Here is a 22,215-nt window from a genome sequence, read left to right on the forward strand (position 1 = left end):
AATCGCAGCCGATAAAACGCACCGAAACCAAGGGGTTCGGGGCCATGACCACGGCGGGAAAGTTCGATACGACCGATAGCGGCGCGCGCGGGCTGCCCGCGCGGCTGCGGCCGGCCGACGGCCGTGCCCCAGTGACGCCAAGCCAGGTGGCGGGCCCGTTCGAGGTCGATCCGCGTCAGGGCTCGTCCATGCGCGATGCGCTGATAACCGGCCTGCTGGTGATCTATCCTGCTTTCGCCGCGCTGGCGGCGATCATCGCCGGCCTGTTCCTGACCGGCGCCAGCGGCGCGTGATTTCTGCCCGCTTCCGGCGGGATTCAATCTTTGGGGGATCGACCATGCGAACGACCCGTGCCTGCGCGCTCGGCGCAGCGCTTCTGCTTGCCTCGGCTGCGGCGGCGAGCGCCTGCACGAGCGGCGATGCCCGCCTCGCCGGACACTATTACCTGCGCGGCGTCATGGAAGTCGGTTCCGAGCTGCTGCTCAGGAAGGACGGCAGTTTCGAATTCATGCTGGCCTATGGCGCCAACGACCAGTACGGCAAGGGCTGCTGGGTCAAGAAGGGCTCGACCGTCGAGGTCATCCCGGCCGGCCGTAGCGCCGCCTCGACGCATCAGACGCCCGACGATCGCGGTTTCAGCGGGCTGGTGCTGACGGTTTCCGGCGGCAGCCTGGTCTGGAACATCAACGGCAGCGGCTACAAGGGCCGGTTCGAGAAGTGAGGAAGGGGACGCCACCTACTTCGGCCGCTTGAAAGCCTTCCGCTCCTTCTCGACTTCCTTGCGGCAGACGCAGCCTTCGAGATGGTCGTTGACCAGGCCCATCGCCTGCATGAAGGCATAGACGGTGGTCGGGCCGACGAAGCTCCAGCCACGCTTCTTCAGTTCCTTCGAGATCCTGACCGAGACCGCCGTGGTGGGATTGGCGCGCAGATGCGCGAGGTCGACGACTTTCGGCCGCTCGTCCCGGCCGGGCTCGAACTTCCAGAACCAGGCCGCCAGCGAGCCGAATTCATCGACCATTTCGCGCGCCCGTTTGGCGTTGTTGATGGTCGAGACGATCTTGCCGCGATGGCGGATGATGCCGGCATTGCCGAGTAGCCGCTCGATATCCCTGTCGGTGAAGGCGGCCACCTTGTCGAAGTCGAAATTGGCGAAGGCCTCGCGGAAATTCTCGCGCTTGCGCAGGATGGTCAGCCAGGAGAGCCCCGACTGGAAGCCTTCGAGGCAGATCTTCTCGAACAGCCGTCGGTCGTCTGTTACCGGCCTACCCCATTCATGGTCGTGGTAGTGCAGATAGTCCGGCAGATTGCCGTGCCAGAAGCAGCGCGTCTTGCCATCGGGACCATCGAGCAGGCCGGCATTTTCAGTTCCCATTGCAAGAAATCCATTCGTTAATGCGCCTCGGCGCCGATTTTACCGTGGCTTTACCAGATTCCTGAACCGGCCGGTAACCACACCAAAAGGTTTACTGACACATCGGCATTTTACGCATTCCGATTCATGTTTCGGTTGCCGCTTCGCGCCAAGGATCGCGCAACCGGAGGCGGGTTCGCGCCTCCGTGCGTTCGACGATCAAGGTGCGTTCCGATGAAGAAAGCGTTCTGTTCCCTGCTCGGCGCGGTGGCGGTTCTTGCCGCCGGCGCCTCCGCCTCCAATGCAAATGACCGCTATGCCGACCGGCCGCCGGTGATGGTGAGCCCCGACCTTTCGGCGCCGTGGGTGCTGCAGCTTGGCCATGCGCCAGGCATCGTGCGGCAGAGCCGTCAGACGGCGCAGCAGCCGCAGCGCCGCTATCTGCAGGTCCAACCTGACCAGCAGCGCACGGCAGCCGTGCAGCCGCCGGCCAAGCGCACGGTCATGCGGCCGCAGATCAACCCGGTCTACCTGCCGCAGGAAGTCGCCTATGACGGGCCGCAGAAGCCAGGCACCATCGTCATCGATACGCACCAGAACTTCCTCTATCTGGTCGAGAAGGACGGCAAGGCGCGGCGCTATGGCGTCGGCACCGGCAAGCCGGGCTTCGAATGGTCGGGCACGCACAAGATCACCGACAAACGCGTCTGGCCGGACTGGCGTCCGCCGGCAGTGATGATCAAGCGCGAGGCGGCCAAGGGTCGCTACCTGCCGACTTACCTGGCCGGCGGCATAGAGAACCCGCTCGGCGCCCGCGCGCTCTATCTCGGCACGACGGAATATCGCATCCACGGCACCAACCAGCCATGGACGATCGGCGGCGCGGTGTCGTCGGGCTGCATCCGCATGCGCAACGAGGATGTCGTCGACCTTTACGAGCGCGTGAATGTCGGAACGACGGTCGAGGTGATATAGTGACTGCGAATCAGCCGGTTAGGCAGCGCCGAGTGGTTTTTGGCGCGCTGTTGCCCTGAAGCCATAGCGCGCTTTCGGGAAAGGTGCTTAGACTGGCAACGAGTTAACGGGGGACGGGCCGTGTGGGGATGCGGCCAGTCACGAAAGGGCAGCACGGGAAACCGCGCTGCCCTTTTGCTTTTGAGCCTGTGCTATAGAGCGGCAGGTCGCGCCGAAAGCAGGCCGTTTCGTTTTCGGAGGCTGATTTCCTGACCGTTCTCTGCTATTGCAGCGCACAATTTCCCGCGCCAAAGCTCTCAGTCCAGGAGGTCTCAGCCATGTCCCGGTCCGATGACAGCCGCTACCTCAAGGGCGGCCCGGTCGCCCAGCGCATCATCGCTGCCGTGCGCGAGGATGCTGCGATCGCGAAGGCCGAAGGCTTTTCGCCCAAGCTGGTCTCGATCACCGTCGGCGACACCGCCGCGGTCGACGTCTATGTACGCAACCAGCGCGCCAAGGCGGAGCTGGCCGGCATCGGCTTCGAGGAGCGGCGATTTCCCGCCGCCATCACCGCCGGCGAACTGGAAGCGGCCATCCATGGCCTAAACGCCGATCCGCGCGTCACCGGCATCATCATCCAGCGGCCGGTTCCGGCGCACATCCCAATCAAGACGTTGCAGGCGGCGGTGCATCCGCTGAAGGACGTCGAGGGCATGCATCCGGCCTCGATCGGAAACATCGTCTACAACCAGCTCGACCTCGCGCCCTGCACGGCGGCGGCTTCGGTCGAGCTTCTGAAGGAGACCGGCCTCGACCTCAAGGGGCTGGAAGTGGTGATCGTCGGTCATTCCGAGATCGTCGGCAAACCGATCGCCTTCCTGCTGATGAGCGAGGGCGCGACGGTGACGGTCTGCCATCACATGACGCGTTCGGTGGCGGCACACGCGCGGCGCGCCGATGCGCTGTTCGTCGCCGTCGGCAAGCCCCGGCTGATCAAGGCCGACATGGTGAAGCCGGGCGCCGCCGTCATCGACATCGGCATCAATTCCGAAATCGGGCCGGACGGCGAAACCCGCATCGTCGGCGACGTCGACACCGACAGCGTCAGGCACGTCGCCTCCTGGATCACGCCGGTGCCGGGCGGCGTCGGCCCGATCACGGTGGCGATCCTGCTGCGCAACACGATGGTGGCGCTCAACCGCCAGCGCGCGCTCTACCAGGCGACCTACGGCGTGGCGGACAAGCTCGCGGCGGAGTAGCCGGGGCAGGGATCGGCTTACTCGGCGGCGGCCAACCTTTCCTCGGCGACGCCTTCCGGCTTCGGCCCGCCATAGGCCCAGTCAAGCAGCTTGATCGTGTGCACCACCGGCAGTTTCGCGGCGGCGGCGATCTGGGTGATGCAGCCGATATTGCCGGTCGCGACGATTTGCGCGCCCGTCGCCTGGATGTTCCTGACCTTGCGGTCGCGCAATTTCGCTGAAATCTCGGACTGCAGGATGTTGTAAGTGCCGGCCGAGCCGCAGCAGAGGTGCCCCTCGCGCGGCTCGCGCACGACGAAGCCGGCCTTGGTCAGAAGCTCTTTCGGCTGGCGGGTGATCTTCTGGCCGTGCTGCATCGAACAGGCGGAATGATAGGCGACGACGGTGCCGGGCTTGCGCACCGGCTCGGGCAGGTCGAACGAGGCAAGATATTCGGTGATGTCCTTGGCCAGCGCCGAGACGCGCGCCGCCTTGTCGGCATAGGCCGGATCTAGGCGCAGCATGAAACCGTAATCCTTGATCGTCGTGCCGCAACCGGACGCGGTGATGATGATTGCGTCGAGCCCGCCCTGCTCGATGGCGCGCGTCCAGGCGTCGACATTCTGCCTCGCCGAGGCAAGGGCGGCTGCCTCGTGGCCCATATGATGGACGAGCGCGCCGCAGCAACCCTCGCCTTCCGGCACCACCACCTCGACGCCGAGCCGTGTCAACAAGGAGATGGTCGTCTCGTTGATGGCGGGATCGAGCACCGATTGCGCGCAGCCGGTGAGGATGGCGACACGGCCGCGCTTTTTGGTCCCCTGCCCGGCGTGGGTGCCCGGCTTCGCCATCGGCGACGCCGGCGGGATCGACGATGGCGCAAGCCTCAGCATGGCCGCGATCGGTTTCAGCGCCGGCAGCTTCTCGAACAGGCCGATGAAGGGTCTGCCAAACCCAGCCAGTTTCAGCGCGGCGCGGAAGCGGGCTGGATAAGGCAGCACGAAAGCCAGCGTGGCGCGCATCAGGCGGTCGAGCAGCGGCCGCCTGTAGGTTTGCTGGATATGGGCGCGGGCATGATCGACCAGATGCATGTAGTTGACGCCCGACGGGCATGTCGTCATGCAGGCAAGGCAGGAGAGGCAGCGGTCAATATGGGTGACGATCTCCCTGTCGGCCGGACGGCCGTTCTCCAGCATGTCCTTGATCAGGTAGATGCGGCCACGCGGGGAATCGAGCTCGTTGCCCAATGTCACATAGGTCGGGCAGGTGGCGGTGCAAAAGCCGCAATGCACGCATTTGCGCAGGATCCTCTCCGATTCCGCGACATGCGGATCGGCAAGCTGGGCAAGTGAAAAGTTGGTCTGCACCGGGGAGTCCTATTGTCCGAGAAGCCAGCTTTGCGGGTTCTTGACCGGCTCGCCGCGCTGCAGCGCCTGGATGCCCAGGATGCAGCGGGCGATGAACCAGACGGCGACGGCGAACATCAGCAGGAAACCGATGACCAGCATCATCAGGACCACGGAGATCAGCGCGTAGAGCAGGCCGATCCAGAACGTCCTGATCAGGAATGTGTAGTGGGTTTCGACGAAGCCGCCGGCCTTGCCGCGGTTGATGTAGGCGAGCACGATGCCGACAAGACCGGTGACGCCGATGACCAGCCCGGCAAGATAGAGGATGTAGATGACCAGGGCGTTGGTCGAACCCGGCTCCAGCCAGCGATCGGTCTGGCGTGGTTCGCCGGTCGGGCCTGGATCGGTGTTGCTCATGGTGCTACTCCCTCCGTTGACGGCGTGAGAGTAGCAGAGCTTGAACCCGGCGCCATGCGGCCGGGGTTGAGGATATGCTTCGGGTCGAATTCGGCCTTGAGCCTTGCCGACAGCGCGGCGAGATGCGGTGGCTGCGGCTCGAACACCGGCAGGGCGGCACGGTGCGCGGGTGCGGCGCGCACCAGCGTCGCGTGGCCGCCGCCATGTTTCCTGATCAGCCCGCGCAGCAGACCGGCTTCGGGATCGCCATCGCGCATGCACAGCCATACCAGCCCGCCCTGCCAGTCATAGAAGGCATCGACCGCCGCCTGCATGCGCAGCGTCAGCACCATCTGGTGCGCCTGCGACGGCGTCATCGAAACCCGCCACACCGGCTTTTCGCTGCTATCGGCGAACGGCACGCAATCCCTGATGTCACGCCAGACGGCCCTGGAGGCCTCGCCGGCAATCTCCTGGTGCGGGCCGGCCCGGCCGAGCAGTTCCTTCAGCGTGGCGATGCGGTAGGCGACGGAGGGACCAAAACCCTCGACGCGCAGCAGCGTCGCGGCATCGCTGCCGAGATGGCCGGCGGCGACGCGCGCGGCGACGCGTTCGGGCAGATGCGCCGCGCTCGACACTTCGGCGCTGGAGCCGAGCGCCAGCGCCATGGCAGCCGTGGCCTCATCGTCGAGCAGGCCGCGGATGGCGAGCGTCACCTCGGTCTCGGCCGCCGGCAGCACCTTGAAGGTGACGTCGGTGAGCACGGCAAGCGTCCCCCAGCTTCCCGCCATCAGCTTGGAAAGATCGTAGCCGGTGACGTTCTTGACGACGCGGCCGCCGGATTTGAAGGCCTCGGCGCGACCGGAAACCGCCGCTATGCCGAGGATATGGTCGCGCGCGGCCCCCGCCTTCAACCGGCGCGGGCCGGACAGGTTGGCGGCAAGCGCGCCACCGATGGTGCCGTTCTTGCCCCCTTGGCCCGGCTCGCCGCCGAGCAGCGGGCCATAGCCCATCGGCTCGAATGCGAATTGCTGGCCGTTTTCGGCGAGCAGCTTTTCGATCTCGGCGAGCGACGTGCCCGCCCTTGCCGAGAGCACCAGTTCGGCCGGCTCGTAGAGCGTGACGCCGGTGAGCTTCGACAGGTCGAGCGTGTGCTCGGTTTGCAGCGGACGGCCGATGCCGCGCTTGGAGCCGTGGCCGAGGATTTCCAGCGGCGCCTCTTCGGCCGCTGCCCATTGGACCGTGGAGAGGACTTCGGCGGATGTGGATGGGGTGAAGGCGGTCATGGGCGAATGCCTTTCCTCGCCCCCGCGGAGCGGGGGAGAGGAGATAGGCCGCGTTCCTCCACACCCCCCTCTGTCCTGCCGGACATCTCCCCCGCAAGGGGGGAGATTGGCAGCTTCACCGCCTCGCCTTCCTGGCAACGCTGGGGATTAGCGAAAGCCGAGGCGGCATCCGATCTCCCCCCTTGCGGGGGAGATGTCCGGCAGGACAGAGGGGGGTGTTCAAGCGCCAACGTATCCACTCAAAACCTCGGAATGTCCGGAAACGCCACCTGCCCCCGATGCACGTGCATGCGGCCGAGTTCGGCGCAGCGGCGGAGCTGCGGGAAGACCTTGCCGGGGTTGAGCAGATGGTTGGGGTCGAAGGCGCATTTGACGCGCATCTGCTGGTCGAGGTCGACCTGGTTGAACATTTCCGGCATCAGGTCGCGCTTCTCGACGCCAACGCCATGCTCGCCGGTGAGCACGCCGCCGACCTTGACGCAGAGCCGCAGGATATCGGCGCCGAAGCTCTCGGCCTTGTCGAGCTCGCCCGGCACGTTGGCGTCGTAGAGGATCAGCGGGTGAAGATTGCCGTCGCCGGCGTGGAAGACATTGGCGACGCCAAGTCCGTATTTCTCCGACAGCTCGCGCATGCCGGCGAGCACGCGCGGCAGTTCCTTGCGCGGGATGGTGCCGTCCATGCAGTAATAGTCGGGCGAGATGCGGCCGACCGCCGGGAAAGCCGCCTTGCGGCCGGCCCAGAAGCTCAGCCGCTCCTGTTCCGCCTGCGAGATGCGGCAGGTGGTCGAGCCGTTGCGGTAGGCGATCGCCTCGACGAGGCCGATCAGGTGGTCGACCTCGACGCCCGGTCCATCCAGCTCGACAATCAGCAGTGCCTCGACGTCGAGCGGATAGCCGGCATGGACGAAATCCTCCGCGGCGTGGATCGCCGGGCGGTCCATCATCTCCATGCCGCCGGGGATGATGCCGGCGCCGATGATGTCGGCAACGCATTGCCCACCCTGCTCGCTGGTCGGAAAACCGATCAGAAGCGCGCGCGCTGTCTCCGGCTTCTTCAGGATGCGCACTGTGACCTCGGTGACGACGCCGAGCAGGCCTTCGGAGCCGGTCATGACGCCGAGCAGGTCGTAGCCTTCAGCGTCGAGGTGGCGGCCGCCCAGCCGAACCACCTCGCCGTTCATCAAGACCATCTCGATGCCCAGCACATTGTTGGCGGTCAGCCCATATTTCAGGCAATGCACGCCGCCCGAATTCTCCGCGACGTTGCCGCCGATCGAGCAGGCGATCTGGGAGGATGGATCGGGGGCGTAGTAAAAGCCCTCCTGCTCGACGGCGGTGGTGATGCCGAGATTGGTGACGCCCGGCTGGGCGACGACGATACGGTTCTGAAAGTCGATCTCGAGAATGCGGTTGAAGCGGCTCATGACCAGCAGCACGGCATCCTCGAGCGGCAGCGCGCCGCCCGACAGCGAGGTGCCCGAACCGCGCGGCACGACGCGGATGTTGCGGCCGTTGCAATATTTCAGCACACGAGAGACCTGCGCCACGGTCTCAGGCAGCACCACGACCAGCGGCAGCTGCCGATAGGCAGTGAGGCCATCGCTCTCGAAGGCGCGCATCTCATTGGCGGCGTCGACGACACCCTCGCCCGGCACGATGATGCGCATGTCGGCGACGATCTCGGCGCGCCGGCGCATCGTGTCGGCGTCTGGCTTCGGCATGGCAAGGCCGGACATGAGGCAGCCTCTTCGCTTGACTGGTCAAAATCTTTTACCAGCCGTCGACGCTTGTTGCAAACCCTGCTTTGGTCGAGAGCGCCTGCGGGGGCGAGCGTCCTGCTTGCGCAGCGGCAATCTGCCGCTGCGCGTCGATCATATCTGGCGGAAGATGGGCGGCCTATTCGCCCGGATGTTTCGCCGGCTCGGAATGCATGCGCCGTACACGACGCACGCCCCACCAGACGAGCAGGATGGCGACCGGCACCGCTGCAGCGGTAACGACTTCGGGCGCAAAGGCATGACCGAAGATCGAGGCGCCCTTGGCTAGATAGGAGATGAGGCCGACGACATAGTAGGACACGGCGGCGACGGAGAGGCCTTCCACCGTCTGCTGCAGGCGCAATTGCAGGCGGGCGCGATTGTTCATCGAGGCCAGAAGGTCGCGGTTCTGCTTTTCGACCTCGACGTCGACCCAGGTGCGCAGAAGCGTGGTGGCGCGGGTGAGTTTTCGCGACAGATTGGCCTGGCGCTCCTCGACCGAACGGCAGGTGCGCATCGCCGGCGCGACGCGCCGCTGCAGGAAGCCAGCCCAGGTGTCGTAGCCGGGCACCGCCTCCTCTTCCAGCGCCTCCAGCCGCTCGCTGACAATGCCGTCGTAGGCGCGGCTGGCGCCGAAACGGTACAGGCTGGAAGCAGCGTCGGCCTCCAGCTCGGCGGCCAGTTCCGTCAGGTCGGCGAGCAGCGTCTGGCTGTCGCGGGTCTCGGCGACCTTCATTTCCAGCGTGGTCTGCGCCAGCCTGTCCTCGATGCGGCGGGCGCGGCCCGACAGCGTCAGAGCCAGCGGCAGGCCAAGCATGGCCAGCGTGCGGTAGGTTTCGATGTCGATCAGCCGCTGCGACAGCGCGCCGGTCCGCGCCGGCGTCAGGCCGCGATCGAGCACCAGCATCCGCGTCATGCCGTCGCCATCCTGGCGGAAATCGGTGACGATTGCGGCATTGCCGCGCTCGACCAGCGAATAGCACAGGCTGGTCGGATCGAAGCCGGCGATCAGCCTTTCGCTCGCCTGCGTCCATTTGCGGATTTCCAGCCTGATGCCGGAAATCACCGTTCCGGGCGGCGAAAAGCCGTTGCCGAAAGGCGTATCCTCCTGCGCCCTGCCGTTTTCGGCGAGCGGCCCCTCCCACAGATAGGTCGAGAATTCCGTATGCCGTTCCCAGCGCAGCGAACCCTTGCCGGATTTCATGGCATGATGGCGGGCTTGGCGATCGGGCGCGGCGATACCGAGGCGCCGCGACAGTTCGGAAAGCACAGCATGGTCGACGCCGGCGCCGCCCTCGGTCATGAAGGCAAGCTGCACCAGCAGGCGCGGCTTCTCGATCAGCGGATGCGGGCGGGCGTGGACCTCGCCCAGCGCGCCGGGGCGGCCTTCATGCGCCGGAAAGCCCATGACGCTGCCCTGCGCGCGCGGCTGGAATTTGAGATTGGACGTCTCGTCCGACACGGCCGGTCCCCCTGTTTTGACCCTGCGTGTAGTGGCGTCCTCTAGGGCCAATCGCCCGGAGACGCAAACAGCAAAGTTTAGCTGAAGGCGATATAGGGCGACGACGCCGAACCCGGCCAAGCCGGACGAATTGGATAAATAATTTGACCAGTTGGCGACACAGGCTTTAATCTGAGCGTCAACCGCTTCCTTTTCCAGGCACCCCGTTGAGCGATATTTTCTCCAGGATCGAGCATTCGCGCACCGCCGACGAGGTGGTGCAGCAGATCGAGAGCCTGATCCTCGAAGGCGTGCTGCGCACCGGCGACCGGCTGCCCGGCGAGCGCGAGCTGGCGCGGCAATTCGATGTGTCGCGGCCGATCCTGCGCGACGCGTTGAAAGCGCTTGAGGGACGCGGGCTGCTGACGACCAAGGCCGGTGGCGGCACCCATGTCGCCGACGTCATCGGCCAGCTGTTCACCAAGCCGGTGACCGACCTGATCTCGATGCATCGCAAGGCGGTGACCGACTATCTGGAATATCGCCGCGAGATCGAGGCGATCGCCGCCGAATACGCGGCGCGGCGCGCCACGCCGGAAGACCTTACGCTGCTCGACAGCATCATGGCGCGCATGGACGAGGCGCATCGCACCGGTGACTTCGACGACGAGGCCGAGATCGACATCGAGTTCCACCACGCGATCTCAGAATGCGCGCACAACATCATCCTGCTGCATACGTTGCGCTCCTGCTACCGGCTGTTGTCGGAAGGCGTGTTCCAGAACCGGCTTCTGGTGTTCACCGTGCCCGGCGCGCGCGAGGCGCTGCTTCACCAGCACCGGGCGATCTATGCCGCGATCAAAGCCGGCGATCCGGCTGCCGCCCGGCAAGCGGCCATGGACCACATCTCCTATGTCGAGCGCTCGATGCTCGAGGCCGAGCGCAGCGGCGACTGGCAGCGCGTGTCACGGCTGAGGCTGAGACAGCGCTCCGAAACCGAACCAGTGAACACCCAGCGGGAAAGACCATGAGCGACATCCTGACCATTGCCGACCTGAAGGACCTGGCGCGCCGCCGCGTGCCGAAGATGTTCTTCGACTACGCCGATTCCGGCGCCTGGACGGAGAGCACCTACCGCGCCAACGAGGAGGACTTCCAGAAGATCAAGTTCCGCCAGCGTGTGCTGGTCGACATGAGCAACCGCTCGCTGGAAACGACCATGGTCGGCGAGAAGGTGGCGATGCCGGTGGCGCTGGCGCCAACCGGCCTGACCGGCATGCAGCACGCCGACGGCGAGATGCTGGCGGCGCAGGCGGCGGAAGAGTTCGGCGTGCCGTTCACGCTGTCGACGATGAGCATCTGCTCGATCGAGGATGTCGCCTCGGTGACGAAGAAGCCGTTCTGGTTCCAGCTCTACGTGCTGCGCGACAAGGATTTCGTGCTCAACCTGATCGACCGCGCGAAGGCGGCGAAATGCTCGGCGCTGGTGCTGACGCTCGACCTGCAGATTCTCGGCCAGCGCCACAAGGATGTCCGCAATGGGCTTTCGGCGCCGCCGAAGATGACGCTGGCCAACATCATCGACCTGGCGTCCAAGCCGCGCTGGTGCCTTGGCATAGCCGGCACCAAGCGCCGCACTTTCCGCAACATCGTCGGCCACGCCAAAGGGGTCGGCGACGTCTCTTCGCTGTCGTCCTGGACGACGGAGCAGTTCGACCCGCAACTGTCGTGGAAGGATGTCGCCTGGATCAAGGAGCGCTGGGGCGGCAAGCTGATCCTGAAGGGCATCCTCGACAAGGAGGACGCGCTGATGGCGACCCAGACCGGCGCCGATGCGATCGTGGTTTCAAACCATGGCGGACGCCAGCTCGACGGCGCCTCCTCGTCGATCGCGGTGCTGGAGGAGATCGCCGACGCGGTCGGCGACAAGATCGAGGTGCATATGGATGGCGGCATCCGCTCGGGCCAGGACGTGCTCAAGGCACTCTGCCTCGGCGCCAAGGGCACCTATATCGGCCGTCCCTTCCTCTACGGTCTCGGCGCCATGGGCAAGGAAGGGGTCACCAAGGCGCTCGAGATCATCCGCAAGGAGATAGACATCACGCTGGCGCTGTGCGGAAAGCGCCTGGTGACCGACATGGGCAAGGACCAGTTGCGGCGCTAGGGCCTTGTTCACCGATTGGCCCTAGTTTCCATGACGGAGCTGATCACGAAAGTCGTGACAGGTTGATCACGCGAATCGTGACAACTAGATCACGACCATCGTGACAGCTTGGCCACGGAGCGACGCAAGCCTTGACCGAGACCGGCATCCACTATCTCGACGCGCGCGGGCCGGAGGGCATGCGGCTCTACGCCATCGGCGACGTGCATGGCCGGCTCGACCTTTTGGCCGCCATGCACCGCCGCATCGAAAGCGAGCTGGAATATGAGCCGTCCACCGACTGGCGTGTCATCCATCTCGGCGACTATTCCGACCGAGGGCCGGACTCCAAGGGTGTGATCGATTTCCTGATCGAGGCGCGAAAACGCGACCCGCGCAACATCATGCTCGCCGGCAATCACGATGTCGGCTTTCTCGACTTTCTCGCCAAGCCTGATCCGGACGGGCTGTTCATGCGCTATGGCGGCATCCAGACGGCGCAGTCCTATGGCGTGACGCTGACCGCGGGCAGCGGCTGGTTCGGCACGGCGGACACGGTGTTGCGGGATGGACACGCGGCTTTGCTGGAGGCGGTGCCGCGAAGCCATGTCGACTTCCTGCGCTCACTGCCGTTTTCGGTTACCTTCGGCGACTTCTTCTTCTGCCATGCCGGCGTCAGGCCGGACGTCCCCCTCACCCAGCAGAGCCCACAGGACCTGATCTGGATCCGCGAGGCCTTCCACGACCATCCCGGCCTTTTCGACAAGATCGTCGTGCACGGCCACACGCCGGTGCCGGAGGCCGAAATCATGGCCAACCGCGTCAATGTCGACACGCTGGCCTGGCAGTCGGGCATGCTCAGCGCGCTGGTAGTAGCCGGCGCGGACAAGCGCATCCTGACGGCAACGGCAAAAGCGGGTTAGCCACGGCTGCAAACCGCGGACCGGCTTTCCGTCTATCGGGGAGGATCAGGCTTAGCGAAGCGCGGCGGTGACGCCGTAGCCGTCGACGGCCTGGTGATTGTTGGCTGCGTCGGCCGAATAAATGCCGAGGCCGCACAGGACGATGGCAGACAGCATGACAAAGGACAGAAGCGCTGCTTTCACGGACGTCATCTCTGGTTGAGCTTCCTGCATCTGTGCACGACCCGGTTACCAATGCGTTGAAACGATAAAATGCGTCTCAATGTTTCGACGATTTCGCGTTTCTAGGCAGATTCTGTATCGCCGGTGTGTCGCGCGGATCACACAGAAGGTTCATCGCGGTTGCACTGATGATACGGAGCGCGCGCCTTCTAGGCCGGCAGCCGGCCACAAACCAAGGATGAAAAGGGTTTTCCCCAGTCGGAACCGCCGTGGCGTGCCAAATATGTCACGCCGCGCCATGTCCGGCTCTGAGTGCTCAGATCGTCGCCACCCAGGCGCGGGCGATTGCCAGGCCGGCAGCGTCGGCATCGGGGCCGTTGCGGGTAATCTCGCCATCGAGCCGGTCGTTCCAGTCGGGATGGCGCTCTGCGATGACAGCCGCGAAGGACGTGCTCCAGTCGCGCACCATCGGCGTGTCCGCCTCGAAATGGAACTGGAAGCCGTAGACGGCGCGACCAAGGCGGAAGGCCTGGTTCTCGGCGACGGTGCTGCCCGCGAGCCGCACGGCATTTTCCGGCAGCACGAAGGTGTCGTCGTGCCATTCGAAGATCGGGAAGTTCTCCGGCAAGGCGGCCAGCACCGGGTCGGTCTTCGCCGCCGGCGTCAGCGAAACGCGGTGCCAGCCGAATTCGGTGGCGCCGCCGATCTGGTTCTCGCCGCCGAAGGCACGCGCCAGTAACTGGCTGCCGAGGCAGATGCCGAGCACCGAACGGTCCTTGTCGGCGAAGTCGCGCGTCAGGTCGAGCAATTCGGGGAAATAGGGGCAGAGCTCGTCGTCGAGCGCGTTCTGGGCGCCGCCGAGCACGACCATGGCGTCATGCTCGCCGCTGTGCCCGGGCAAGGCCTCGCCATTATAAGGCTTGCGCAGATCGATATCGGCGCCGGCCTCGACGAGTGCTGCGCCTATCTGGCCAAGGCCCTCACTATCGAAATTCTGGACGACCAGGACGCGCATCGAAACCCTGCTGACATAATATTGATCGCGCGAGCGATATCATGGCGCCCACAGCGCAGCCAAGAAGGAACGCCTATGCCACTGCAGAACAGGGTCGATCCGTTCGGCGCCATCCATGCCGTGCCCGAACGCGGCCTGTTCACCGGCAATCGCGGCATCATCCACGACCCCGAGACGAAGACTCTGCTGAGGAAGCGCTGGGCCTTGCCGGCCTGGATCATCTGCGTATGCCAGTTCCGCAACGTGCGGCGCGAGCCGATGGGCCGCAACCGGCCAGGTGGCAAGGCTGGCTGGACCGAGCTGTTCTTCCTCGACGAGGTGACGGCGCTTGCCGCCGGCCACCGCCCCTGCTTTTTCTGCCGGCGCGAACGGGCAAGCGACTTCGTCAGCCGCTTCGGCGAGGCTTTCGGCATCGCCGAGCCGCGCGCGCCGATGCTCGACAAGCGGCTGCACAGGGAGCGGCTGGCCTCGGGCGGGCGGGCGCCGGCGGTCAAGCCGGAAGAGCTTGCCGCCCTGCCCGATGGAAGCGTGGTCGCGGATAGCGCCACGGCCTATGCGCTGCGCGCCGGCAGGGCCCTGCGCTGGTCGTTCGCCGGGTATGGCATGCCGACGGGATTTGCCGACCTGGCTGGCCGGCCGCTTCGCCTGGTCACACCGGCGACGACCATCGCGGTGCTACTGCGAGGCTACGTGCCGGCATGGCACCCTTCCGCCGAGGCTTGACGACAAACTCCGCCTCGCCCATTGCTCGGCCATGCGCGCCAATTACAAGATGCAGCGGCTGTTCGTGCCTGACGATCTCGGGGCCGGCGTCGAATTCGATGCCGGGCAGCAGCAAAGCCATTACCTGCTGCATGTGCTGCGGCTCGGCGAAGGCGCGGAGCTGCTGGTGTTCAACGGCCGCGATGGAGAGTGGTCGGCGGCGATCGCGGCAAAGTCCAAAAAGGCGGTACAGCTGAAGGTGCTCGACCAGCAGCGGCCGCAGCCGCCGCTGCCCGATCTCGTCTACTGCTTCGCGCCGTTGAAGCAGGGACGGCTCGACTATCTGGTGCAGAAGGCGGTCGAAATGGGCGCCGGCGTGCTGCAACCGGTGATCACACAACACACGCAGGTGACAAAACCCGGTATCGATCGGCTGCGCGCCAATGTCGTCGAGGCTGCCGAGCAATGCGGCATCCTCGCGGTGCCTGAGGTGCGCGAGGCGGAAAAATTCGAGCGCCTGCTGACCGGCTGGGACAAGGAACGGCGGCTCATCTTCTGCGACGAGGATGCCTCGACCAACAATCCGCTGCCGGCGCTGCAGGCGGTCAGCGAGACAAAGCTCGGCCTGCTGGTCGGGCCGGAGGGCGGCTTTTCCGACGACGAGCGCAAGATGCTGCGGGCGCTGCCCTTCGTCACCGCCATCCCGCTCGGACCGCGCATCCTGCGCGCCGACACCGCCGCGGTAGCGGCGCTTGCGGTGATCCAGGCGACAATCGGTGATTGGTGATCAATTCCTGTTGAGCCCTGGCTCAGGATTTTTCGCTTGATCGGCTACTGACATTTCGTCCATCTAACGCCGGCGGTCGTTCGGCCGCCTTAGCGCCACGCTCTTTTGAGCGCGCAAAAGACGCTGTAGCACTATGGTTTGGCGTATGATCGGTTTTGGGGATCATGCGTCGGGAGGGCTTCTCATGGCACGCGACACCACCGATTTCCAACCCATCGAAGGGGTCGACGAACTCGTCGACTATCTCGCCGCGGGTAACAAGCCGCGCGAGCAATGGCGCATCGGCACCGAGCACGAGAAGTTTCCGTTCTATGTCGACGGCAATGCACCGGTCCCCTATGGCGGCGAGCGCGGCATCCGCGCCATTCTCGAGGGCATGCAGCAAAAGCTCGGCTGGGATCCGATCATCGATGACGGCCGCATCATCGGCCTGGTCGAGCCGACCGGCCAGGGCGCGATCTCGCTAGAACCTGGCGGCCAGTTCGAGCTCTCCGGCGCGCCGCTGGAGTCGATCCACCAGACCTGCCGCGAGGGCAACGCCCACCTCGCACAGGTGCGCGAGATCGCCGAGCCGCTCGGCATCCGTTTCCTCGGCCTCGGCGGCAGCCCGAAATGGTCGCTGGCCGAAACGCCCAAAATGCCGAAGTCGCGCTACGAGATCATGACCCGCTACATGCCGAAGGTCGGCACCAAGGGCCTCGACATGATGTACCGCACCTGCACCATCCAGGTGAATCTCGATTTCGAGAGCGAGGCGGACATGCGCCGCAAGATGCAGGTCTCGCTGAAGCTGCAACCGCTGTCGACGGCGCTCTTCGCCAACTCGCCCTTCACCGAAAGCCGGCCGAACGGGCTGCAAAGCTGGCGCGGCGACATCTGGCGCGACACCGACAACCAGCGCTCCGGCCTGCTCGAATTCTGCTTCTCTCCCGATTTCGGTTTTTCCGACTATGTCGAATGGGCGCTCGACGTGCCTATGTATTTCGTCATCCGCGACGGCCACTATCACGACATGACGCACATCACCTTCCGTCAGTTCATGGCGGGCGGCGCCCGCACGCAAGTGCCGGACGGGCTGCCGACGATGGGCGACTGGGCAAACCATCTGTCGACGCTGTTCCCGGACGTCAGGCTGAAGCGCTTCCTCGAAATGCGTGGCGCCGATGGCGGACCGTGGCGGCGCATCTGCGCGCTGCCGGCCTTCTGGGTCGGGCTGCTCTATGACGAGGCAGCACTCGACGCCGCCGAGGCGCTGACATCGAGCTGGACCTACAAGGAAGTGCTGGCAATGCGCAACGCCGTGCCGGAGTTGGGCATTTCGGCGCCGTTCCGCAACACGACCTTGCGCGATGTCGCCCGCGACGTGCTCGCCATCTCGCGCACGGGGCTGAAGAACCGCGCACGCAAGAACCGTGACGGCTATGACGAGACCTCGTTCCTCAACACGCTGGACGAAGTCGTAGCGCGCGGCACGACTAGCGCCGAGGAGATGCTGTCGGCCTACCACACGCGCTGGGGCGGCTCGATCGAGCCGGTGTTCATGGAGTATGCGTACTAACCCTTAGTCATCCGGCTGGTTGAGGCTTCGGCAAAAGCCGCTTCAATCACGGATGGAAACAAACTAGGCTTCTCCAACGAGGATGTTCGGAGGAGAAACCAATGCCTTCCCTGTTCGACATATTCGCCCAGGCGCAGAACGGCGCCGGCATGCAGGCGCTGGCTCAGCAGTTCGGGCTTTCGCAGCAGCAGACGCAGGCCGCGGTCGAGGCGCTGCTGCCGGCCTTTTCGCAAGGACTGCAGCGCAATACGGCCGACCCCTATGGGCTCGGCGCCTTCATGACGGCGATGGCGAGCGGCCAGCACGCCAAGTATTTCGAGGACGCGACCCGGGCCTTCTCGCCGCAAGGCATCAACGAGGGCAACGGCATCCTGGGCCATCTGTTCGGCTCGAAGGACCTGTCGCGCGCCGTGGCTGCCCAGGCCGCGCAGGCGACCGGCCTCAGCCAGCAGGTGCTGCAGCAGATGCTGCCGGCGATGGCCTCGATGATGATGGGCGGCCTGTTCAAGCAGACCACAAATCAGATGCAGGCGGCGGGCGGCTTCGGCGGCGGCAATCCGCTGGGCGAGATCATCGAGCAGATGATGCGGCAGGCCGGCGGCGGCGCGCCGCCGCCGCAGCCGCAGCAGGCGCCCAATCCGTATGGCGAAAATCCGCTCGGCAAAGTGCTGCAGGACATGTTCGGCGGCGGCGCCCAGCAGCCGCAGAGCCAACCGCAGCAGGCGCCCAACCCCTATGGCGACAATCCGCTCGGCAAGGTGCTGCAGGACATGTTCGGAGGCGGCGCCCAGCAGCCGCATGGCCGGACGCAGCCGCAACAGACGCAGAGCCCTTACGGCGACAACCCGTTGGGCAAGATCTTCGAGGAGATGCTGCGACAGAGCGGTGGCGGCGGCTTCGGTCTGCCCGGCGGCCAGCCGGCGCCGCAGCAACCGCAGGCGCCTCAGCCGCGCCAGGCGCCGCAGCCGCAGACCAACCCCAGCGGCAGGCCGCGGAACCCGTTCGACGATATCTTCGGCAAGATGTTCGAGACCGGCGCCCAGCAGCGCGACGAGTATCAGAAGGGTATGGAATCGATCTTCGACCAGTTCAAGCGTGGCATGGACCGGCGGTAGCCCGACGAGACGACCGATACCCGGCCCTGACCGAATGGAGCGTTTCATGGAAACGCTGAAACGCTCTATCTCTTTGTCTTGACGCAATTCCGGACGGAAAACCGCTATGCACTTTTCCTGGAATTGCTCTGGAAAAGAAAAGCCCGGTCCTTGGGAGGACCGGGCAGCGTGCAGGCAGGCCGGCGGGGAACCGGCAGGGAGTGGGGAGCCTGCATGAACCTTGGTCGCCGCGCCCCCTGAAAAGGTTCAAGGCGACCGAATGCCGGCCGGATCAAGCCACCTTGCGGGCGAGGTCCTCGATCGTGTCGGCGCGGTCGCTGGCGATCGCGCGCAGCTTGACAGTCGGATCGCGGCCAAAAGGCACGGCGACCGCGACGTGGAGGTCGGCGCGCGTCAGGCCGATATCGGCGAGTTCGGAGTCGGACATCTCGCCGAGGCGATAGAATTCGCGGCGGTTTTTCCAGGCGCGGTAGACATCGGCGATGGCATTGGCCACGCGCGTCGCAACGGACGGACGCGTGGTGATGCGCGAGGTCTCGGTGGCGAAATCGAACGTAGCCATGTCAGTCTCCTTCAGAGTCGAGCGGACGAAGCCGGGCAAACGGCGCTGGGAGGAGCGCCGTTCCGGTTCCGATACACATGCCTTCATGTGGATGACCGAGTATGTGCCACGACACGATTGATTAATCCAACGAATGTTTCTAATCTTTAGCATCAACATCAATGATGGATTGGACCGATGAAAGCGCCGCTCGATCTCGATCAGTTGCAGACCTTCATCTCGATCGCCGACACCGGCAGCTTCACCCGCGCGGCGGAAGAGGTGCACCGGACGCAGTCGGCGGTGTCGATGCAGATGCGCCGGCTGGAGGAACGGATCGGCAAGCCGCTGTTCGAGAAGGACGGCCGCACCAACAAGCTGACCGAGGAAGGCGACAGGCTGCTTTCCTATGCAAGGCGGCTGATCTTCCTCAACCGCGAAACGCTGGCCGCCTTTGACGACCAGCGGCTCGAAGGCACCATCCGCATCGGCACGCCAGACGACTATGCCGACCGCTTCCTGCCCGAGATCATGGCGCGCTTCACGCGCTCCAATCCAAGGGTCGAACTCACGGTCATCTGCGAGCCGACGCCGGGACTGGTCGAACACATCAAGCGCGGCAATCTCGACCTGGCCCTGGTGACGCACAACGACACGCGCGGCCAGTCGGAAGTGGTGCGGCGCGAGCCGCTTCTATGGGTCACCTCGGTCAACCATGCCACGCATGAGCAGGAGATCCTGCCGATGGCGTTCGGCCGGCCGAATTGCATCTGGCGGCGCGCGGCGGTCGACGTGCTCGACCGGCAGAACCGCGAGTACCGCATCCTGTTCTCGAGCTTCTCGGCCACCGTCATCACCGCGGCGGTGCTGTCCGGCCTTGCGGTCTCGGTGCTGCCGGAATGCGCGCTGCGGCCCGGCATGCGCGTGCTTGGCGAGGCTGACGGCTTTGGCACTTTGCCCGACTGCCGTATCGGCATCATGCGCGGTCAGACCTCGCAGCCGGAGATCGTCGACGCGCTGGCGCGCCACATCTGCGAAAGCCTCGACAACATCTCGGTGCCGCTCGGCGAAGAGACAGGAAGCTTCGATTTCGCCGCGCTCGCCTTCAGCAAGATGAAGCGGACCAAAGCGAACCAGATCATACCGGGTTGGTAGGGCCCGTTCTGGGCCTGAGATGGCCTAGGCGCGGACGGCGGACGGCTCGGCATCGTCCGGTGAAGCGAGGCCGGAAAGGCCGAGCAGCTGGGCCGGCTCGAGCGGCGGCGACAGAAAATAGCCCTGGAACTGCCTGCAGCCCATGGCGACCAGCAGGATCTTCTGCGCCTCGGTCTCGACGCCCTCGGCGGTGACGTCGACTTCGAGCGCGACGGCAAGATCGATCAGCGCCTTGACGATCGCCGCCGCATTGCCCTCGCCGTCGAGAAGCCGGACGAAGGAGCGGTCGATCTTGAGCTTGTCGATGGCGTGGCGGCGCAGATAGCTTAGCGACGAATAGCCGGTGCCGAAATCGTCGAGCACGATGCCGACGCCCGACTGGCGCAAGGCGGCGAGCGCCGCCCTCGAGGCATCGCTGTTCTCCAGGAGCACGCTTTCGGTGATCTCGAGTTGCAGGCGCTGCGGCGCCAGTCCGGTGTCGGCGAGGATCGACGCAACCTGCTCGGCAAAGCCGGCGTCGCGCAGTTGCAGCGGCGACACGTTGACGGCAAGCCAGGGCAGATCGGTCCGCACGGCGAAGCGGCAGGCCTCCTGCAGCACCCATGCGCCGAGCTGGCCGATCATGCCGCGCTCCTCGGCAATGGCGATGAACTGCGCCGCCGGTAGGGCGCCATGCACCTCATGCCCCCAGCGGATCAGCGCTTCCGCGCCGAGGATCGTCTTGCCGTTGGCCGCGAACACCGGCTGGTAGGCGAGGCCGATGCCGGTGCCGCCGTCGAGAGCCTTGCGAAGCTCAGTCTCGACCTTGCGCTTGCGCAAGAGAATGTCGTCCATGTCGCCGGCGAAGACCTGGTGCCGGCCACGGCCGTTCTTCTTGGCCTCGTAGAGGGCGATGTCGGCCTTGCGCAGCAGGTCGTCGGCATCGGTCTCGGCCTCGGCCGACAGCGCGATGCCGATGCTGGCGCTGACGAAGACCTGGTCGTCGATCAGCTTGAACGGCTCCTGCAGCTTCTCCAGCAGCCGCTCGGCGATATCCTCGGCGGCGCGGACATCGCGGATGTCGATGAGGATCAGGGCGAACTCATCGCCGCCCAGCCGCGCCACGGTATCGACCTCGCGAATGGTGTGCTGGAGCCTGGCCGCCGTCTGGCGCACGAGCTCGTCGCCCGCCGGATGACCAAGCGTGTCGTTGATGTGCTTGAAGCGGTCGAGGTCGAGATAGAGCAGCGCCACCCTTCCCATGTCATGGCCGGCCTGTCCGGTCCTGAGCAGGGCACGCCGCAGCCGATCCTCGAACAGGGCCCGGTTGGGCAGGCCGGTGAGCGTGTCGTGGAAGGCGAGATACTGCGCCTGATCCTGGCTGGTCTGCAGCTCCGTCGAGGCGCGGCGCAGGCGCCGCAGCAGGAATGCAAGCACGCTCGCCGCGAGCAGCAGGCCGACAATCAAGGCGGGGGCAGTCTTGCGCACCAGCGTCAGGCCGGGGCGCTCCTGATTCCAGCCGATATAACCGAGAATGACGCCGCGAGAATCAACCAGCGGGATGGCGGCCGAGCCGGTCGGCTGCGATAGCGGCAGCAGATGCGCGCCGTCCAGCAGGTATTTTTCGGCGATCTTGCCGATCACCGCGTCGTTGATGAACTCGATCGAGACATGGAGATATTCGCTGCCCGGCGCCTGGGTGAGCTTGTCTGTGCTCGGCACGAGCGGCATGACGCTGAGGATGGCCGGTCTACCGCCAAGCGAGATAAGGTCTTCGGCGACCATCTTTGCCGACCCAGCCGAAGCGCCCTCACTCGGCGGCTGGGCGATCATTGTGCGCAGCTTCTCGATGGTTGGCAGCAATGCGGGCGCGTCCTCGCCATAGGCGGACGGGTCGAGCACCTTGCCTTCCCGCATGGCGTGAACCGGATGGTTCGCGGCATCCAGCACGTACACCCGGTTGTGGCCGTAGTAGGAATACATCCAGACGCTGAGGTTCTCTTCTATCCAGGCCTGGTTCCCGGCCTTCACATTGGTGACGGAATCGTCCCAGACGGTCACGCTTTCCTGCTCGCGCTCGACCGTCGCGATCTGATCCTTCAAGCCATTGGCGAAGAATATCTTTTGCCGTTCCAGCGAGACATGGTCGGCCTGGGCGGTGGCGTAGAAGCCAAAGCCGACGACCATGGCTAGCGCAAAGGCGGCGAGCATCAGCACGGTCAGCGTGACCTGATGCGTCAATGGGCTGTGGCTTGCGCGTGCGCTCATGCGTTCCTGGCCGGGTGCGTTGCCGTCAGTCAAAGCAAATCGGGCTTAAAATCGCGTTATTATATTAGCGCGGATTGAACTCCTTGACGCCG

The 22,215-nt window shown here is 65.3% G+C and carries 22 protein-coding genes; 12 read left to right on the forward strand and 10 right to left on the reverse strand.

Translation table 11 applies throughout. The features are described from left to right. Window positions 1-44 precede the first annotated feature (44 nt). Both JG743_RS27570 and JG743_RS27575 read left to right on the forward strand, forming a co-directional pair. Window positions 45-293, forward strand: a complete 249-nt coding sequence (locus JG743_RS27570) for a hypothetical protein (RefSeq protein ID WP_202294864.1) — start codon at window positions 45-47, stop codon at window positions 291-293. A gap of 44 nt (window positions 294-337) precedes the next feature. Beyond that, window positions 338-721 carry a hypothetical protein gene (locus tag JG743_RS27575; protein WP_202294867.1) on the forward strand — a complete coding sequence of 128 codons (384 nt, stop codon included), beginning with the start codon at window positions 338-340 and terminating at the stop codon, window positions 719-721. A 15-nt stretch (window positions 722-736) separates the two neighbouring features. On the opposite strand, the gene JG743_RS27580 is transcribed toward JG743_RS27575, so the two are convergent. Continuing rightward, entirely contained in the window at window positions 737-1,375 is a 639-nt protein-coding gene (locus JG743_RS27580) for a DNA-3-methyladenine glycosylase I (RefSeq protein WP_202294870.1), read from the reverse strand. A 213-nt stretch (window positions 1,376-1,588) separates the two neighbouring features. Here JG743_RS27580 and JG743_RS27585 point away from each other — a divergent pair, with 213 nt between their 5' ends. Further along, entirely contained in the window at window positions 1,589-2,329 is a 741-nt protein-coding gene (locus tag JG743_RS27585) for a L,D-transpeptidase (RefSeq protein WP_202294873.1), read from the forward strand. Window positions 2,330-2,646: 317 nt separating this feature from the next. Further along, a complete protein-coding gene (locus tag JG743_RS27590) occupies window positions 2,647-3,567 on the forward strand; it encodes a bifunctional 5,10-methylenetetrahydrofolate dehydrogenase/5,10-methenyltetrahydrofolate cyclohydrolase (protein WP_202294876.1) in 921 nt (306 codons plus the stop codon). Between the two features lie 17 nt (window positions 3,568-3,584). Here JG743_RS27590 and glcF read toward each other — a convergent pair whose 3' ends face one another. The 5 genes from glcF to JG743_RS27615 form a co-directional block, all read right to left on the reverse strand. After that, window positions 3,585-4,913 carry a glycolate oxidase subunit GlcF gene (gene glcF / locus JG743_RS27595; RefSeq protein ID WP_202294879.1) on the reverse strand — a complete coding sequence of 443 codons (1,329 nt, stop codon included), beginning with the start codon at window positions 4,911-4,913 and terminating at the stop codon, window positions 3,585-3,587. A 9-nt stretch (window positions 4,914-4,922) separates the two neighbouring features. Next, the gene (locus JG743_RS27600) at window positions 4,923-5,312 is read right to left on the reverse strand and encodes a DUF4870 family protein (RefSeq protein ID WP_202294882.1); all 390 of its coding nucleotides are present in this window, start codon (window positions 5,310-5,312) and stop codon (window positions 4,923-4,925) included. Further along, window positions 5,309-6,577 carry an FAD-binding protein gene (locus tag JG743_RS27605; RefSeq protein ID WP_202294884.1) on the reverse strand — a complete coding sequence of 423 codons (1,269 nt, stop codon included), beginning with the start codon at window positions 6,575-6,577 and terminating at the stop codon, window positions 5,309-5,311. The genes JG743_RS27600 and JG743_RS27605 overlap by 4 nt, the downstream gene beginning before the upstream one ends. 239 nt (window positions 6,578-6,816) lie before the next feature. After that, window positions 6,817-8,313, reverse strand: coding sequence for an FAD-linked oxidase C-terminal domain-containing protein (locus tag JG743_RS27610; protein ID WP_202294887.1), 1,497 nt, complete (start codon window positions 8,311-8,313; stop codon window positions 6,817-6,819). A gap of 160 nt (window positions 8,314-8,473) precedes the next feature. Further along, on the reverse strand, window positions 8,474-9,796 hold the full coding sequence (locus JG743_RS27615; RefSeq protein WP_202294890.1) for a DUF3422 family protein: 1,323 nt from the start codon (window positions 9,794-9,796) through the stop codon (window positions 8,474-8,476). 206 nt (window positions 9,797-10,002) lie between these two features. Here JG743_RS27615 and JG743_RS27620 point away from each other — a divergent pair, with 206 nt between their 5' ends. The 3 genes from JG743_RS27620 to JG743_RS27630 all read left to right on the forward strand — a co-directional run bounded on the left by JG743_RS27620 (window position 10,003) and on the right by JG743_RS27630 (window position 12,841). Further along, entirely contained in the window at window positions 10,003-10,806 is an 804-nt protein-coding gene (locus JG743_RS27620; RefSeq protein ID WP_202294893.1) for a FadR/GntR family transcriptional regulator, read from the forward strand. Beyond that, on the forward strand, window positions 10,803-11,939 hold the full coding sequence (locus tag JG743_RS27625; protein ID WP_202294896.1) for an alpha-hydroxy acid oxidase: 1,137 nt from the start codon (window positions 10,803-10,805) through the stop codon (window positions 11,937-11,939). Before JG743_RS27620 ends, JG743_RS27625 begins: the two co-directional genes overlap by 4 nt. A gap of 131 nt (window positions 11,940-12,070) precedes the next feature. Continuing rightward, a complete protein-coding gene (locus JG743_RS27630) occupies window positions 12,071-12,841 on the forward strand; it encodes a metallophosphoesterase family protein (RefSeq protein WP_202294899.1) in 771 nt (256 codons plus the stop codon). A 51-nt stretch (window positions 12,842-12,892) separates the two neighbouring features. On the opposite strand, the gene JG743_RS27635 is transcribed toward JG743_RS27630, so the two are convergent. Together JG743_RS27635 and JG743_RS27640 are read right to left on the reverse strand one after the other, a co-directional pair. After that, a complete protein-coding gene (locus tag JG743_RS27635) occupies window positions 12,893-13,033 on the reverse strand; it encodes a hypothetical protein (protein WP_006206855.1) in 141 nt (46 codons plus the stop codon). 286 nt (window positions 13,034-13,319) lie between these two features. Continuing rightward, entirely contained in the window at window positions 13,320-14,018 is a 699-nt protein-coding gene (locus JG743_RS27640) for a type 1 glutamine amidotransferase (protein WP_202294902.1), read from the reverse strand. A gap of 75 nt (window positions 14,019-14,093) precedes the next feature. Between JG743_RS27640 and JG743_RS27645 the strand changes: the two genes are divergently transcribed. The 4 genes from JG743_RS27645 (at window position 14,094) to JG743_RS27660 (ending at window position 18,180) form a co-directional block, all read left to right on the forward strand. Continuing rightward, window positions 14,094-14,741, forward strand: coding sequence for a hypothetical protein (locus JG743_RS27645; RefSeq protein ID WP_202294905.1), 648 nt, complete (start codon window positions 14,094-14,096; stop codon window positions 14,739-14,741). Window positions 14,742-14,772: 31 nt separating this feature from the next. Beyond that, entirely contained in the window at window positions 14,773-15,507 is a 735-nt protein-coding gene (locus tag JG743_RS27650) for a 16S rRNA (uracil(1498)-N(3))-methyltransferase (RefSeq protein ID WP_202294908.1), read from the forward strand. 184 nt (window positions 15,508-15,691) lie between these two features. After that, window positions 15,692-17,065, forward strand: a complete 1,374-nt coding sequence (locus JG743_RS27655) for a glutamate--cysteine ligase (protein WP_202294911.1) — start codon at window positions 15,692-15,694, stop codon at window positions 17,063-17,065. A 101-nt stretch (window positions 17,066-17,166) separates the two neighbouring features. Continuing rightward, window positions 17,167-18,180 (forward strand): DUF937 domain-containing protein, encoded by a 1,014-nt coding sequence (locus tag JG743_RS27660; RefSeq protein ID WP_202294914.1) that lies wholly within the window; start codon window positions 17,167-17,169, stop codon window positions 18,178-18,180. Between the two features lie 271 nt (window positions 18,181-18,451). On the opposite strand, the gene JG743_RS27665 is transcribed toward JG743_RS27660, so the two are convergent. Beyond that, entirely contained in the window at window positions 18,452-18,742 is a 291-nt protein-coding gene (locus JG743_RS27665) for a DUF1127 domain-containing protein (RefSeq protein WP_202294917.1), read from the reverse strand. Window positions 18,743-18,919: 177 nt separating this feature from the next. Between JG743_RS27665 and JG743_RS27670 the strand changes: the two genes are divergently transcribed. After that, window positions 18,920-19,876 (forward strand): LysR substrate-binding domain-containing protein, encoded by a 957-nt coding sequence (locus JG743_RS27670; protein WP_202294920.1) that lies wholly within the window; start codon window positions 18,920-18,922, stop codon window positions 19,874-19,876. A gap of 24 nt (window positions 19,877-19,900) precedes the next feature. Here the strand turns inward: JG743_RS27670 and JG743_RS27675 are convergent, their stop codons facing one another. Beyond that, window positions 19,901-22,123, reverse strand: a complete 2,223-nt coding sequence (locus tag JG743_RS27675) for a bifunctional diguanylate cyclase/phosphodiesterase (protein WP_202294923.1) — start codon at window positions 22,121-22,123, stop codon at window positions 19,901-19,903. Window positions 22,124-22,215: the final 92 nt, after the last annotated feature.

This window comes from Mesorhizobium sp. 131-2-1 (assembly GCF_016756535.1).
GTDB lineage: Bacteria > Pseudomonadota > Alphaproteobacteria > Rhizobiales > Rhizobiaceae > Mesorhizobium.

Coding starts and splice junctions, on each gene's coding strand:
- JG743_RS27570 (WP_202294864.1), top strand. CDS start 45: ATGACCACGGCGGGAAAGTTCGATACGACCGATAGCGGCGCGCGCGGG.
- JG743_RS27575 (WP_202294867.1), top strand. CDS start 338: ATGCGAACGACCCGTGCCTGCGCGCTCGGCGCAGCGCTTCTGCTTGCC.
- JG743_RS27580 (WP_202294870.1), bottom strand. CDS start 1,375: ATGGGAACTGAAAATGCCGGCCTGCTCGATGGTCCCGATGGCAAGACG.
- JG743_RS27585 (WP_202294873.1), top strand. CDS start 1,589: ATGAAGAAAGCGTTCTGTTCCCTGCTCGGCGCGGTGGCGGTTCTTGCC.
- JG743_RS27590 (WP_202294876.1), top strand. CDS start 2,647: ATGTCCCGGTCCGATGACAGCCGCTACCTCAAGGGCGGCCCGGTCGCC.
- JG743_RS27600 (WP_202294882.1), bottom strand. CDS start 5,312: ATGAGCAACACCGATCCAGGCCCGACCGGCGAACCACGCCAGACCGAT.
- JG743_RS27605 (WP_202294884.1), bottom strand. CDS start 6,577: ATGACCGCCTTCACCCCATCCACATCCGCCGAAGTCCTCTCCACGGTC.
- JG743_RS27610 (WP_202294887.1), bottom strand. CDS start 8,313: ATGTCCGGCCTTGCCATGCCGAAGCCAGACGCCGACACGATGCGCCGG.
- JG743_RS27625 (WP_202294896.1), top strand. CDS start 10,803: ATGAGCGACATCCTGACCATTGCCGACCTGAAGGACCTGGCGCGCCGC.
- JG743_RS27635 (WP_006206855.1), bottom strand. CDS start 13,033: ATGACGTCCGTGAAAGCAGCGCTTCTGTCCTTTGTCATGCTGTCTGCC.
- JG743_RS27640 (WP_202294902.1), bottom strand. CDS start 14,018: ATGCGCGTCCTGGTCGTCCAGAATTTCGATAGTGAGGGCCTTGGCCAG.
- JG743_RS27645 (WP_202294905.1), top strand. CDS start 14,094: ATGCCACTGCAGAACAGGGTCGATCCGTTCGGCGCCATCCATGCCGTG.
- JG743_RS27650 (WP_202294908.1), top strand. CDS start 14,773: ATGCGCGCCAATTACAAGATGCAGCGGCTGTTCGTGCCTGACGATCTC.
- JG743_RS27655 (WP_202294911.1), top strand. CDS start 15,692: ATGGCACGCGACACCACCGATTTCCAACCCATCGAAGGGGTCGACGAA.
- JG743_RS27660 (WP_202294914.1), top strand. CDS start 17,167: ATGCCTTCCCTGTTCGACATATTCGCCCAGGCGCAGAACGGCGCCGGC.
- JG743_RS27665 (WP_202294917.1), bottom strand. CDS start 18,742: ATGGCTACGTTCGATTTCGCCACCGAGACCTCGCGCATCACCACGCGT.
- JG743_RS27670 (WP_202294920.1), top strand. CDS start 18,920: ATGAAAGCGCCGCTCGATCTCGATCAGTTGCAGACCTTCATCTCGATC.
- JG743_RS27675 (WP_202294923.1), bottom strand. CDS start 22,123: ATGAGCGCACGCGCAAGCCACAGCCCATTGACGCATCAGGTCACGCTG.